13 protein-coding genes are annotated in these 12,905 nt (G+C 62.7%); 10 read left to right on the forward strand and 3 right to left on the reverse strand.

Features of this window, described 5'->3' with window-relative positions:
- Positions 1-120: 120 nt before the first annotated feature.
- Together V8U06_RS25455 and V8U06_RS25460 are read right to left on the reverse strand one after the other, a co-directional pair.
- On the reverse strand, positions 121-510 hold the full coding sequence (locus tag V8U06_RS25455) for a RidA family protein (protein ID WP_427143056.1): 390 nt from the start codon (positions 508-510) through the stop codon (positions 121-123).
- Positions 511-572: 62 nt separating this feature from the next.
- Complete coding sequence (locus V8U06_RS25460; RefSeq protein WP_427143057.1) at positions 573-1,661, reverse strand: D-TA family PLP-dependent enzyme; 1,089 nt, start codon at positions 1,659-1,661, stop codon at positions 573-575.
- Positions 1,662-1,759: 98 nt separating this feature from the next.
- Between V8U06_RS25460 and V8U06_RS25465 the strand changes: the two genes are divergently transcribed.
- The 5 genes from V8U06_RS25465 to V8U06_RS25485 all read left to right on the forward strand — a co-directional run bounded on the left by V8U06_RS25465 (position 1,760) and on the right by V8U06_RS25485 (position 6,691).
- The gene (locus V8U06_RS25465) at positions 1,760-2,386 is read left to right on the forward strand and encodes a hypothetical protein (protein WP_427143058.1); all 627 of its coding nucleotides are present in this window, start codon (positions 1,760-1,762) and stop codon (positions 2,384-2,386) included.
- Between the two features lie 219 nt (positions 2,387-2,605).
- Complete coding sequence (gene repA / locus V8U06_RS25470; RefSeq protein WP_427143097.1) at positions 2,606-3,808, forward strand: plasmid partitioning protein RepA; 1,203 nt, start codon at positions 2,606-2,608, stop codon at positions 3,806-3,808.
- Between the two features lie 2 nt (positions 3,809-3,810).
- Positions 3,811-4,833 carry a plasmid partitioning protein RepB gene (gene repB, locus V8U06_RS25475; RefSeq protein ID WP_427143059.1) on the forward strand — a complete coding sequence of 341 codons (1,023 nt, stop codon included), beginning with the start codon at positions 3,811-3,813 and terminating at the stop codon, positions 4,831-4,833.
- A 156-nt stretch (positions 4,834-4,989) separates the two neighbouring features.
- The gene (repC, locus tag V8U06_RS25480) at positions 4,990-6,312 is read left to right on the forward strand and encodes a plasmid replication protein RepC (protein ID WP_427143060.1); all 1,323 of its coding nucleotides are present in this window, start codon (positions 4,990-4,992) and stop codon (positions 6,310-6,312) included.
- A 37-nt stretch (positions 6,313-6,349) separates the two neighbouring features.
- Positions 6,350-6,691 (forward strand): DUF6074 family protein, encoded by a 342-nt coding sequence (locus tag V8U06_RS25485; RefSeq protein ID WP_427143061.1) that lies wholly within the window; start codon positions 6,350-6,352, stop codon positions 6,689-6,691.
- A 3-nt stretch (positions 6,692-6,694) separates the two neighbouring features.
- Here V8U06_RS25485 and V8U06_RS25490 read toward each other — a convergent pair whose 3' ends face one another.
- A complete protein-coding gene (locus tag V8U06_RS25490; protein WP_427143062.1) occupies positions 6,695-7,276 on the reverse strand; it encodes a LysE family translocator in 582 nt (193 codons plus the stop codon).
- A 135-nt stretch (positions 7,277-7,411) separates the two neighbouring features.
- Here V8U06_RS25490 and V8U06_RS25495 point away from each other — a divergent pair, with 135 nt between their 5' ends.
- The 5 genes from V8U06_RS25495 to V8U06_RS25515 all read left to right on the forward strand — a co-directional run bounded on the left by V8U06_RS25495 (position 7,412) and on the right by V8U06_RS25515 (position 12,904).
- Positions 7,412-7,912, forward strand: a complete 501-nt coding sequence (locus V8U06_RS25495; protein ID WP_226922399.1) for a heme-degrading domain-containing protein — start codon at positions 7,412-7,414, stop codon at positions 7,910-7,912.
- Positions 7,913-7,998: 86 nt separating this feature from the next.
- The gene (locus tag V8U06_RS25500) at positions 7,999-9,822 is read left to right on the forward strand and encodes a sensor histidine kinase (protein ID WP_427143063.1); all 1,824 of its coding nucleotides are present in this window, start codon (positions 7,999-8,001) and stop codon (positions 9,820-9,822) included.
- On the forward strand, positions 9,819-11,174 hold the full coding sequence (locus V8U06_RS25505; protein ID WP_427143064.1) for a sigma-54-dependent transcriptional regulator: 1,356 nt from the start codon (positions 9,819-9,821) through the stop codon (positions 11,172-11,174). The genes V8U06_RS25500 and V8U06_RS25505 overlap by 4 nt, the downstream gene beginning before the upstream one ends.
- A gap of 195 nt (positions 11,175-11,369) precedes the next feature.
- Complete coding sequence (locus V8U06_RS25510) at positions 11,370-12,353, forward strand: tripartite tricarboxylate transporter substrate-binding protein (protein WP_427143065.1); 984 nt, start codon at positions 11,370-11,372, stop codon at positions 12,351-12,353.
- Between the two features lie 89 nt (positions 12,354-12,442).
- Positions 12,443-12,904 carry a tripartite tricarboxylate transporter TctB family protein gene (locus V8U06_RS25515; protein ID WP_427143066.1) on the forward strand — a complete coding sequence of 154 codons (462 nt, stop codon included), beginning with the start codon at positions 12,443-12,445 and terminating at the stop codon, positions 12,902-12,904.
- Position 12,905: the final 1 nt, after the last annotated feature.

The following is a 12,905-nucleotide window of genomic DNA, read 5'->3' on the forward strand; positions in this document are numbered from 1 at the left end:
TAACAAGCAAAATCCGGCGGCGGCAGGCACGACTTTCTTAAATTGACTATTTTTATAGAAAATATGAATATCGGTCCTGTGGAGGAAGGGAACGCCGCGGAAACCGCGGCGTTCTTAAGCTCAGACGGCTTTGCGCCGGGCCGCCATGGCGGTCACTTCCACCTTCATGCCGGGATCGGCAAGAGCCGCGACCCCGACGGCGCAGCGCACCGGATAGGGCTTCTTGAAGTAGGCGCAATAGATCTCGTTGAAGACCGGGCGCTCGGCCATGTCGGTGAGGTAGATCGTCAGATGGATCACGTCGGCAAGGCTGCTGCCGGCCTTTTCCAGCGACGTCTTTAGGCTTTCCAGCGTCGCGATGCTTTGCGTGCGGATGTCGCCGGTCTCCAGCGAGCCGTCGGCCTTGAGCGGGATATGCGTCGTCATCAGAAGATTGCCGAGGCCGGCGACGTCGGAGGAAATCTCGCTCTCGTCCGTGTCCTCGATGAAAAAGGGTGCGTTGTCAGCCATCGCCGATTCTCCGTGGGGTATTGCCGGCCGCATGGCCGGTTTTGCGTTTCGCCTTCAAGCCTTCACCAGACCGTGCCGCGCGCGGCGACGTCCTCGACGCGGGTAACGAGGCCGTTGCGGTGGAAGACCATGCGGTCGAAGAGGTTGCTGACGACGCAGGTATGGTTCGGCACGATCCGCACCACGCTGCCGATCGACGGAAAGGCGTCCCGGCAGGCCGCGATGTCGACCACGGCATGCTCCTCCGAGAGCGATATGATGCGGGCGCCCTCGAAGCCTTCGATCTCGCCGAAATCGCTGAAGCCGAGCAGGTCCGAGGTCAGCGCCTTGGAGCCGGCGTCGAGCACGGCGCGATCCGCCGACGGGCGCGAGACAACCGTGGCGAGGACATGCATGGCAAGGTCCGCGTGCGTGCATTCGCCGGCGCGCACCATGCTGCGGTCGTTATAGACATAGGTGCCGGCACGGTGTTCCGTGGCCGAGGGCACGAGATGCGCCTTGTAGAGATCCGGCGAGCCGCCGCTGGAGCGCACCGGGCAATCGATGCCCTTGGCCGAAAGCAGCGCCATGGTTTTCGCCAGGAAAGCCTCGACCGCTTCCGCGCCGCCCACGGCCGGATAGGTCAGGACGCCGCCGAAGCGCAGGCTGGGCGCGGCCGCGATGCGCTCGGCAAGCGCTGCGGCCGCTTCCGGCGTCTGCACGCCGCAGCGCTTTCCGCCTGTGTCGCACTCGACCAGCACCGTCAGCGGATGCGCGGCGTCGAAGGCGCCGGCCAGCCCGTCGACCGTCACGTCGCTGTCGGCGACGACGCTGAGACGCGGCACGCGTTCATGCAGGGCGCGGAGCCAGGCAAGCTTTGCGGCGCCGAGAATGTTGTAGGTGATCAGGATGTCCTCGAATCCGGCATCGGCGAAGACTGCGGCTTCGCTGATCTTCTGGCAGTTGATGCCGATGGCCCCGGCTTCCTGTTGCGCCCTCGCGACGGCGACGATCTTGTGCGTCTTGATATGCGGGCGAAATGCCTTGCCATGCCCGGCGACATAGGCCTGTGCGCGATGGATATTGGCGGCAAGCCGGTCCTCGTCGATGACGGGCATGGGGGTCGCGACCTGATCGAGCGGCGTGCCGGGTGCGGGCCAGGGAGATTGCATGGGTACCTTCGGATGTCTCGGCGCTCGAAGCGCCCGTTGATGATGCGGGCCACTATGGTACGAAAGGCAACAAGAGGAAATCGCTTTCCGGGTGTTCCATGTCTTTGCAGAACCGCGTGACCCCCTTCGGCGAGATCGTCGCCATTGCCCAGCGCGGCCTTTTCACCGGCAATCGCGGCATCATCCATGACCCCGCGACAAAAGAGCTTTTGAGGAAACGGTGGGCAAGCAAGGCCTGGATCACCTGCGCCTGCGACTTTCGCGGCGTTCGGCGTGACGTGATGGGCGGGCGGAGCTGGACGGAACTCTTTTTTCTCGATGAAGCCGTGGCGCTTGCCGCCGGCCACCGCCCCTGCTTCTACTGCCGGCGGGACGCGGCCGAACGGTTTCGCGCCTGCTGGGCGGAAACGCCTGCAGACCGTGTCTCCGCCGTGGCCATGGATGCGGTGCTCCATGGCCAGCGCCTGGACGGCCGTGCCAAACGCCTTCATCCCATCGACGGCCCGCTGGCGGCCCTGCCCGACGGGGTTGTCGTTGCCCTCGAAGCCGCGGCGTTCACGTTGCGCGGCGGCCTCGCCTATCGCTGGACGGAGGCGGGTTATGCCGCTCCCCAGCGCCTCGATCGCGCGGACTGGCTCCTGACGCCACCGGCGACGGTGCGGGCGCTCCGTGCGGGATATGCCCCTGTTTTCCACCCTTCGAGCGAATCACAAGACGGTGGATAAAGTCGCAACCGGCCTGTTCGGTGGGCCTTTCCCGCGATAATTTTCCTGGCAGCAATGGATGCGGACGGCGTGGCGAGGCGGATGAAAGCCGGCGCCAGCGCTCGCATGGCGAAGGTTCGTTAACCATTAATGCCTTGCTGAATCACCAGAATCAGATCTAAATGCGATTTAATCCATCAAATGGACTTCAAATCGCATTTTGAGATTCGCGGCATGAATATGGCAGCAACATTCGGACAGGCTATTTCCGAGGTCGATCAGTTGATCATCGGCCAGGCGCACGAACTGTCGGACAAGTTGAAGCAGCACCGGCTGGAAATGTTTCCGCCGGTCGCGCAAAAGAATCTGCGCCAGTTCCAACTGAGCGAGGCCGCGCATTTCCTCGGCGTGACGAGCGGGTATCTGCGCAATCTTTCGCTGGAATCGAAGGGACCGTTGCCGCAGGTCACGCCCTCCGGACGCCGCTCCTATACCGCCGAGCAGTTGCAGGAGATGCGCGAGTATCTCGAGCAGAACAGCCGCGGCCAGCGCTATGTGCCGCGCCGGCGTGGCGCCGAACACCTGCAGGTCATCGCCGTGGTGAACTTCAAAGGCGGTTCCGGCAAGACGACGACGACGGCGCACCTGGCGCAACACCTCGCGCTCACCGGCCACCGCGTGCTTGCCGTCGATCTCGACCCGCAGGCGAGCCTCTCGGCCATTCATGGCTTCCAGCCGGAATTCGACGTCAACGAAAACGAGACGCTTTACGCCGCCATTCGTTATGACGACCAGCGCCGGCCGCTGAAGGATATCATTCGCAAGACGAATTTCCCCGGTCTCGACATCGTGCCGGGCAATCTCGAGCTTATGGAATTCGAACACGACACGCCGCGGGTCCTCGCGCAGGGCAACAGTGGCGACTACGGCCGTATCTTCTTTGCGCGGCTCGACGAGGCGCTTTCCTCCGTCGCCGACGATTATGACGTGGTGGTCATCGACTGCCCGCCGCAGCTCGGCTTCCTGACGATGAGCGCCATCTGCGGCGCCACCGCCGTGCTCATCACCGTGCATCCGCAGATGCTCGACGTCATGTCCATGTGCCAGTTCCTGCAGATGCTGGGCGAAGTGCTGAACACGCTGAAGAGCGCGGGCGGCAACATGAACCTCGACTGGCTGCGTTACCTCGTCACGCGCTACGACCCGGCGGATGGGCCGCAGACCCAGATGGTCGCTTTCATGCGATCGCTGTTCAAGCAGCACGTATTGACCAGCCCGATGGTACGCAGCGTCGCGATCGCCGATGCCGCGCTCACCAACCAGACGCTCTACGAGGTCGACCGCAGCCAGTTCACCCGCGCGACCTATGACCGCGCCCTCGAATCCATGGAAGCGGTCAACGCGGAGATCGTGGATCTCATTCACAAGGCATGGGGGCGTTGATCATGGCGCGCAAGAACGTTCTTTCCAATCTGATGTCAGCCTCTCCGGAGAAGTTGACGCCGGTAAACCCGGTCCAGGAAGAGCCGCGCCAGCATGTGACCTACAAGGGGATCGGCGCGCTCGGTGCCGTGACGCGCAGCATCGATGCGCTGGCCGCCAAGGCGGATGCGGCCAAGGAGATCGAGGCGAAGCTGACGGCCGGTGAGGTCGTCATCGAGCTGGAGCCCGACCAGATCGAGGAATCCTTCATTTCCGACCGCCTCGTGCATTCCGACCAGCAGTTCCAGGAACTGGTGGAAGCGATGCGCGTGCGCGGCCAGGATTCGCCCATCCTCGTGCGTCCGCATCCCACGAAGGACGGCGTTTACCAGATCGCCTTCGGCCATCGTCGCGCCAAGGCCGCGCGTCTTCTCGGCCGGCCCGTGCGGGCCGTCGTCAAGGCGCTGACCGACCGCGATCACGTCATCGCACAGGGCCAGGAGAACAGCGCGCGCGCCGATCTCTCCTTCCTTGAGCGGGCGACCTTTGCCGGCGAACTGGAAACGCGCGGCTTCGACCGTGAGACGATCATGGCGGCCTTGAGCGCCGACAAGACGACGGTCTCCAAGATGTTGTCGGTGGTGAACCGCATCCCGAAGGCCGTGCGTACCGGTATCGGCCCGGCGCTCTCCATCGGCCGCGACCGCTGGCATGAATTGGCGACCCGCTTCGATGAGCCGGCCAACGAAGACCGCGCCGTCGAATTTCTCGCGCGCGAGCGTATCAAGGTGCGCTCGCCGGAAGAGCGCTTCAATCTCGTCAGCGGCCACCTCGCCAAGAGCGAAAGCCCGACCGTTCTCCACAAGCCGACGCCTGCGACCTGGGAACGCAAGGATGTGCAGGCCAGCATCAAGGCCAATGGCCGACAATACACGATTGCACTGAAGGCCGCGGAAGCCTCCGGTTTCGGTGCTTACATCACACGAAACCTCGATCGCCTCTATGAGTCGTATCGAGCTGAAAACAAACAGAAATCAGGAGATTGATCCGCAAAAGAAAAAGGCCCCCTCAACGTTACCGTCGCGGAAGCCCTTCTCATCGTTTAGCAGCCTGAGAATCGCACTTCCCCGAATCACAGTCAAGCCTTTTCGGCGCCGGTTTTGGTGATGGGGTCTCTTTTGCCTGTTGAAAGGTGAAGAGACATGGAGACGGACGGCATAACGACGCCCTTCGGGCGGCGGGCGATGACGCTTGGCATGTTGGCAGGCCAGGTGATCGCAAGGACAGTTTCGCCCGAAGCGAGCGTCGACAAGTGGAAACTCTATCGCTGGCTCTGTGAAGCGCGGCCGAAGCTCGCCATCAGTGACCGGGCTCTTTCCGTGTTGAACGCGCTTTTGAGCTTCTATCCGAAGACGGAACTTGCCGGCAATGAAGGCCTGGTCGTGTTTCCCTCCAATGCCCAGCTGGCATTGCGCACGCATGGCATGGCGGAAACGACGCTGCGCCGGCATCTTGCCGCCCTAGTCGAAGCCGGTCTCCTGACGCGCCGCGACAGTCCGAACGGCAAGCGCTATGTTCGCCGCGACCGAGAAGGCGTGATCGGTGATGCCTTCGGCTTTTCTCTGGCCCCCCTTCTGGCGAGGGCAGGGGAGATCGAAACCCTTGCTGCGGACGTTACAGCCGAACGCCTGTTGTCCCAGCGCCTGCGTGAGCGCGTAACCCTTCTTCGTCGCGACATCGTCAAGCTGATCGAAACGGGGCTGGAAGAGGGCTTTGGCGGCGACTGGATGGGGTTTGAAGCCGAATACCGCCACGAAATTCTTGCCTTGCCGCGGGTTGCGACGCCCGAAATCCTGTCTCCAATCATTGCCGCGCTTGAAGCGCTGCACGCAAAGATCGTCAACTGCTTAGAACAGCAGTTTATTTTGAGAAATACGGCTGGCAATGCCGACCATACTGAGCGGCACAAACAGAATTCAAAACCCGACTCTACTTCTGATTCTGAACCTCGCTTCAGAGAGAAGCAGGATGGCGATGGCGATTTCCAATCGGAACCGTCAGCAGTGGAGGAAACCGTCAGTACAAAAAGGGAGGGAGCGGCCGAGAGAACAGCGGACGTTGCACCTTCGGCCACGTCTCGACACCGCAATACACCGCCGGGTGCCGGATCCGAACCGCATAAGCCCTATCCCCTCCCCCTGGTTCTGCAGGCGTGCCCGGAAATTATTCCCTTCGGCCCCGGAGGGACGATTTCGAGCTGGCGCGACCTGATGACGGCCGCGGTCGTGGTGCGATCCATGCTGGCGGTCAGCCCATCAGCCTATGAAAATGCCTGCACGGTGCTTGGTCCGGAAAATGCGGCAACGGTGATTGCCTGCATTCTCGAGCGGTCCGGCCACATCAACTCGGCCGGCGGCTATCTGCGCGATCTTACCAACAAGGCGGAGCGTGGGGAGTTCTCCATCGGGCCGATGCTGATGGCGCTGGCGCGAGCAAACGGCATGCCGGCCAAACGTGCCGGATAGAGACGAAGCTGCGTGGCGAATGTGCTTTGGAAACCGCATGTTAACCATGCAATCCCTAATCATGGGCTTGAAGAAAAGGAAGCCCGAATCAATGCCGCCATTTGCCTCGGCCCAACAGCGCCGTCGTTCCACCGCCGACGAAACCGTCGTCCCCTTCCCGGCCGAACGCCGCACCGCACATGTTCGGCAGTGCGCCGGGGAACTCGACGGATTGCAAGGTGAGGACGCGCGGCTGTACTGGATGAAGGTCTGCCGTGAGTTGGCGGATGAATTGCGCAAGCTTGGCTCGAATGAAAATCAGGCGCGCGCCGCTGTCTTCGCCTTTCAGGACGAAGTGCAGCAGGAGCTTTCCCGCCGGCATCATGCCGAAAACGCCTGAAGCTCAGACAAGGCCGGATGCACTTCCGGCAAGGCCGAGCGAAAAGACGACCAGGCAGCCGGCGGCAACCCGGTAGACCAGCCGAGGCGAGAGCACGGATGCCCGGCCGACGAGGCTGCCGAGTATGAGAAAGCCCGTTCCTGCGGCCAGAACCAGAAGGCTGAAAAAGCCGAGCGCCGGCGCGATGTCGCCAAGCGAGCCGTGTGGCATGATCACAAGCCCGATGATCGGTGCCTTTGGGTTGAGAACGGTGGTGAGAAACACCTGACCGACCGTTACCGGCGCCGAGCTGGCCTCGGATTTCTGAACGGTGGAAACGCGCCACAGCCGGATCGCGAGAAACAACACCCATCCGGCTGCTGCCAAACGCAGGGCAACCGCGAGTACGGGGCGTCCTTCGAGAAGCGATGCGGCGACGGTCGCAAGTGGAACGACCACTGCGAGATATCCGAAGAGTTCACCGAGAAGCAGCGGAAGACTGGCGCGCAGGCCACGTGTCGCCGCGCCCACCGTCAGGAGCGTGTTGGTCGGCCCCGGCGTCGACAGCAGGGCAAGAACTGCAAAAACAAAAAAGCTGTCGGGCATGATCTTTCATCGCGGTGGTTCAGGGTCCCCTACCCTAGCCTCCTCGTGCACCGCAACCTTGATCCCCGTCAAGCGGCCCCTTTTCCTGCACGACAAGTCCCGCTAGGAACGAGAGAGGATCAAAGGGAGACGAAAATGACGGAAGCGATAGTGCAGGATATCCGGCGGTTGGAGCAGCAGGAGGAAATGCTGCGCTTCGGACATTTCAGTCCCGATGATGCATGGGTTCTGGGCAACCGGGTTCGGGAAATCGCACTTGCACGGGGTGCGGGCGTGGCGATCGACGTCTCGATGCGCGACCGCACGCTTTTCCATAGCGCCCTGCCGGGCACCACGACCGACAATGTCGAGTGGATCCGGCGCAAGCGCAACACTGTTCTCCGTCTCTGGAACGCATCCTATCTCGTCGGTCGACGCCTTGCGCTTTCGGGACGGGATCAGGTAGAGGCGCGCAACCTCCCCCATAGTGATTTTTCGGTTCACGGTGGCAGCTTCCCGCTGATCGTCGGCGATCTCGGCTGCATCGGTGCGGTTACCGTTTCGGGTGTGCCGGAGCGGATCGATCATGCGATTGTGGTCGAGGCGATCGCGTCGTTCCTGAAGGTCGATCTCGGCGACAGCCGTCTGCCGGACTAGGTCCCTCCCCCCTCCCCTCCCCTCTAGGAAAGACCGAGCCCGCCCGGTAGGATGGTGGCTAGGAAACGGAGAGGAGCCGTCAATCCGTGAAGCTGCGTCATGCCCTGGCCTTCGCGATCGTGCCGGTCGTCGTCGTGCTCGCCATTCTCCAGGGCAGCGCCCTGTTGACGCGCAGCTATATGGACGAAGCGTCTCTGCAGGCTGGCTCGGCCTTGCGCCTCGCCGTTGCTGCGCTCGCCGGCCATCTCAGTCGCTATGAACCCCTGCCCGCGCTGATTGCCGACCACGCCGACATCGAAGGACTTCTGCAGGCACCCGACAGTCCGTCACTACGCAGGGTAGCAAACAAATATCTCAAGGAAATCAACGATCTGCTGGAGTCTTCCGACATCTATGTCATGACGCCGGACGGCAATACGGTCGCCGCCAGCAATTATGACCAGCCCGGTACCTTCATCGGCGAGAATTTCAGCTACCGACCCTATTTCCGGGACGCCATCGCCGGTCACCCGGCGCGGTTCTATGCCCTTGGTACGACCTCGCTGAAGCGAGGCTATTATTTCTCGTCGCCGGTGGTGGTGGCGAAGAAGATTCTCGGCGTCATCGTTTTCAAGGTCGATATCGAATCCATCGAGGCATCCTGGCGGGGCGGCGAATACAAGATTTTCGTGGCGGACCCGGAAGGGATCGTCTTCATGAGCGGCAGTCCGGAATGGCTCTATACCGGCATCCTGCCGCTCGATGCCCCTCGCCTCGCACGTACACAGGCATCGCGCCGTTATGCCGAAGCCGTGTTGAAGCCGCTGCGCGCCACCGAATCAGTTTACCACGGTCAACACCTGATGCGGATCGCCGGGGAAGGAACGGCGCGGGAATATCTACGGCTGTCGCACTACATGCCGGAGGCCGACTGGACGGTCAACGTTCTGCTCGACACCGCCTCGGTGCGCACGCAAGCCCGAACGGCGTTGATCGCCGTGCTGCTGTTCATCTGCCTTGCCGGCCTGGGTCTCGCCGTGCTTTGGCAACGCCGCGCCCGGGTCGTGGAGCGCTTGCGCCTTCAGGAGGAAGCGCGCAACGAGCTCGAACATCGGGTCGAGGAACGCACCGCCGATCTCGCGCGGGTCAATGAGCAGATCGAACTGGAGATCGCCGAGCGTCGCCTGACCGAGCAGGAGCTGCGCAAGACGCAGGCCGACCTCATCCAGGCGGGCAAGCTGGCGGGTCTCGGGCAGATGTCGGCAGCGCTTTCCCATGAATTCAATCAGCCGCTGGCGGCGGCAAAGACCTATGCAGACAGTGCTGCTCTCCTCATCGACCGCGGCCGGGCGCCGGAAGCACAGGATAATGTGCGCCGTATTTCGAGCCTTATCGATCGCATGGCGTCCATAAGCCGCCACTTACGTAACTTCGCGCGAAAGCCGAACGAGAAACTGGGGCCGGTTCCCCTCCCCGACGTCATCGCGGACACACTGGAAATCGTCGCACCTCGCCTCAAGGCGGCGGGTGCGCGGTTGACGGTGGCACTCGATGGGCAGGATCTCATTGTGAAAGCCGGTCCGGTGCGCCTTCAACAGGTTCTCGTGAACATCGTCAGCAATGCCGCGGATGCCGTGGAAGGACTGGACGACCGGGAGATCCTGCTTTCGGCCTCCCGCGTGGAGGAGCGCGTCGTCATCGAGGTTTGCGATCGCGGGCCGGGCGTGCCGGCGGCAATCACCGAACGTATCTTCGATCCCTTCTTCACCACCAAGGGCGTCGGGAAGGGGCTTGGTCTGGGTCTCTCGATTTCCTATAATATTATCAAGGACTTCGGTGGAAATCTCTCCGTCGCTGACCGAACGGATGGCGGGGCCGTCTTCCGTATCGAGCTCGACAGTGCAGCCGCCGCGCGGGAGGCTGCAGAATGACGGACACACGCATCCTGCTGATCGACGACGAAGAAGAGATGCGTCGCTCGTCAGCGCAGGCATTGGAACTTTTCGGCCTTGAGGTCGATACGTTCTCCAGCGCGGAACCGGTGCTGGAGCTGGTCGGCTATGCCTTCAATGGTGTGGTGGTCAGCGACATCCGCATGCCCGGTATGGATGGCATGACGCTGCTGCAACGGATCCGTGAGGTGGATCCGGAAGTGCCGGTCATTCTCGTCACCGGTCACGCGGATGTGCAGTTGGCGGTCAGCGCCATGCGGGCGGGCGTCTACGACTTCCTTGAGAAGCCATTCACGGTGCAGCACCTTGCCGGCATCATCCGCCGTGCGATGGACCGCCGAAGCCTCGTCCTGGAAAATCGTCGTCTCCGGGCCGTCGCCGGAAAGCGGGACGATATCGAAGCGCGGCTTCCCGGACGCACGCAGGTGATGGTGGACCTGCGCTACAAACTGCGGGCCATCGGCGCGGCGGATGCCGATACCCTGATCATCGGTGAGACGGGAGCGGGCAAGGAGGTCGTCGCGCGAGCCCTGCACGATATCAGTGCGCGCGCGAACAAGCCCTTCATCGCTATCAACTGCGCGGCCTTGCCCGAAAATCTGATCGAGAGCGAGTTGTTCGGCCACGAGGCCGGTGCCTTTCCGGGAGCGCTTCGACCCCGCTACGGCAAGTTCGAACATGGCCGTGGCGGCACGATCCTGCTGGATGAGATCGGCTCCATGCCTTTCGACTTGCAGGCCAAATTCCTGCGCGTGCTGCAGGAGCGGATCATCACCCGTCTGGGGTCGAACGAACCCGTGCCGCTCGACGTGCGCTTCATCGCCACGAGCAAGGTGGATCTTGCGGCAGAAGTGGCGGCGGGACGGTTTCGCGCCGACCTGCTCTACCGGCTGAACGTTGCGACGCTTCATGTCCCCTCGCTCAACCAGCGTCAGGCGGACGTCCCGCTCCTCTTCCTTCAGCTCGTGCGCGAAGCCGCGGCGCGCTACATGCGCAGCGATGTCGATGTGCCGCCTGAGCTGATAACGGATATTGCCGAGCGGAACTGGCCGGGCAATGTACGGGAATTGCGCAATGCCGCGGACCGCTTTGTCCTCGGTCTCCATGGAGCGGCCGGCGATGCGCCCTCGCCGCTCGAACCGCAGCGCCTTGCCGACAAGGTCGCAGCCTATGAAAAGGGCCTGATCGCAAGTGCCCTCGCCGCCCATGGCGGCAGTCTGAAGCCGGTTTACGAGCGACTCGGCGTCTCCCGCAAGACGCTCTACGAGAAAATGCAGAAGTACGGACTCGACAAGAACCCCACTTCCGAGGCTTTGCAGGACGATTTCTAAGGTCCCGATGGGTGGATTTCCACCCATCGATTGCGCCATTTGTCCCCATTTCCACCCAACGGCCCGAGTTTACCGCCGTAAACTTGCCCGTAAATCCGCCCGATCGCTTGTTCCGAACCCGCGGCGCGGCACTCTTGGCCATCCAGAACCGGCCGGGAGGAGCCGCGCCGGCTGGGATTTCATCGGGAGGATTTGATGAAGACCATGAAAGCACCCACCGGCATTTCGGCGACTTTTGCCGCATTGCTGCTCGCCACCTCCGCCTTTGGCCAGACCTATCCGGAGCGCACCATCACCATGGTCGTCCCGTTCTCGGCGGGCGGTCCGACGGACACGGTCACGCGTCTCGTCGCCGAAGCCATGTCGAAGGATCTCGGCCAGCAGATCGTGGTCGAGAATGTCGGCGGCGCCGGCGGCACGCTCGGCGCGGGCCGCGTGGCCAGCGCGGACCCGGATGGTTATACGCTGCTGCTGCATCATATCGGCATGGCGACGAGCGCGACGCTCTATCGCAAGCTGGCCTATGATACGCTGAATGCCTTTGAATATGTGGGGCTCGTTACCGACGTGCCGATGGCCATCGTCGCGCGCAAGGATCTTGAGCCGACGGACCTCAAGGGCCTGATCGACTACATGAAGGCGAACAAGGACACCGTGACGGTGGCCAATGCCGGTATCGGTGCGGCGTCCCATCTTTGCGGCATGATGCTGATGAGCGCGTTGCAGACGCAGTTCACCACCGTCCCCTACAAGGGCACAGGCCCGGCCATGACTGACCTGCTCGGTGGCCAGGTCGACGTGATGTGCGACCAGACGACCAACACGACGAAGCAGATTCAGGGCGGCACGATCAAGGCCTATGCTGTGACCTCCCCGGCCCGTCTCGGCAATCTCCCGGATATTCCGACGGCGGAAGAGGCTGGGCTGCCCGGTTTCCAGGTGGGCATCTGGCACGGCATCTACGCGCCGAAGGGGACGCCGGCGGAGGTAACGGAACGGCTTTCCAAGTCGCTGCAGCTTGCACTGAAGGATCCCAACGTCGTCGCCCGTTTTGCCGAACTCGGCACGGCGCCGTCCGGCGAGGCCGATGCGACGCCCGCAGCCCTCAAGGCAAAGCTGGAAGGCGAGATCGCCCGCTGGAAGCCGGTGATCGAGGCCGCCGGTCAATACGCCGACTGAGCGATACAGCGGGTTCGTGGCGGCGTTGACCGCCGTCACGAACCGAGCTGTCGGCGCGACCGTTCCCGGTCGTTGGGAGAGGGATATCCATGAAAAACGTTCAATTCGACAGCACCAATGCGATCTGCGGTCTGACCTTCATCGCACTCGGCGGCTTCTTTATCTATCAATGCCTTAACCTCGAACTTGGCACAGCTTTCCGCATGGGGCCGGGCTATTTTCCGCTGGTCCTGGCGGTGATCCTGGCTATCCTCGGTGTCGTCGTGCTGGTGCAGGCGACGCGGGTGCAGGGGGAGCCGATGGGGCCGCTCGCGTTGCGCGGCATGCTGTTCATCCTCCCTGCCCCGGTCTTCTTCGGGCTCACGGTGCGCGGTCTCGGCTTCGTGCCGTCGCTTTTCTTTGCCGCGCTCATCGCCGCCTTCGCCTCGACGCGCATGAAGCCGCTGATGGCGCTCGCACTGGCGGCCGCCATCACGGTCTTTTCCGTGGCCGTATTCAGTTATGCCCTCGGCCTGCCGTTCGAACGGTTCGGTCCGTGGACCCGGCTCTAGG

Origin of the sequence: Shinella sp. G-2 (genome assembly GCF_050172695.1) — a bacterium.
Taxonomy (GTDB): Bacteria; Pseudomonadota; Alphaproteobacteria; order Rhizobiales; family Rhizobiaceae; genus Shinella.

Bases quoted from the DNA above. Each gene is read 5' to 3' on its own strand.
- V8U06_RS25455 (WP_427143056.1), bottom strand. From the start codon at position 510: ATGGCTGACAACGCACCCTTTTTCATCGAGGACACGGACGAGAGCGAG.
- V8U06_RS25485 (WP_427143061.1), top strand. From the start codon at position 6,350: ATGTTAACCATGCAATCCCTAATCATGGGCTTGAAGAAAAGGAAGCCC.
- V8U06_RS25465 (WP_427143058.1), top strand. From the start codon at position 1,760: ATGTCTTTGCAGAACCGCGTGACCCCCTTCGGCGAGATCGTCGCCATT.
- V8U06_RS25495 (WP_226922399.1), top strand. From the start codon at position 7,412: ATGACGGAAGCGATAGTGCAGGATATCCGGCGGTTGGAGCAGCAGGAG.
- repA (WP_427143097.1), top strand. From the start codon at position 2,606: ATGGCAGCAACATTCGGACAGGCTATTTCCGAGGTCGATCAGTTGATC.
- V8U06_RS25505 (WP_427143064.1), top strand. From the start codon at position 9,819: ATGACGGACACACGCATCCTGCTGATCGACGACGAAGAAGAGATGCGT.
- repB (WP_427143059.1), top strand. From the start codon at position 3,811: ATGGCGCGCAAGAACGTTCTTTCCAATCTGATGTCAGCCTCTCCGGAG.
- V8U06_RS25510 (WP_427143065.1), top strand. From the start codon at position 11,370: ATGAAGACCATGAAAGCACCCACCGGCATTTCGGCGACTTTTGCCGCA.
- repC (WP_427143060.1), top strand. From the start codon at position 4,990: ATGGAGACGGACGGCATAACGACGCCCTTCGGGCGGCGGGCGATGACG.
- V8U06_RS25460 (WP_427143057.1), bottom strand. From the start codon at position 1,661: ATGCAATCTCCCTGGCCCGCACCCGGCACGCCGCTCGATCAGGTCGCG.
- V8U06_RS25490 (WP_427143062.1), bottom strand. From the start codon at position 7,276: ATGCCCGACAGCTTTTTTGTTTTTGCAGTTCTTGCCCTGCTGTCGACG.
- V8U06_RS25515 (WP_427143066.1), top strand. From the start codon at position 12,443: ATGAAAAACGTTCAATTCGACAGCACCAATGCGATCTGCGGTCTGACC.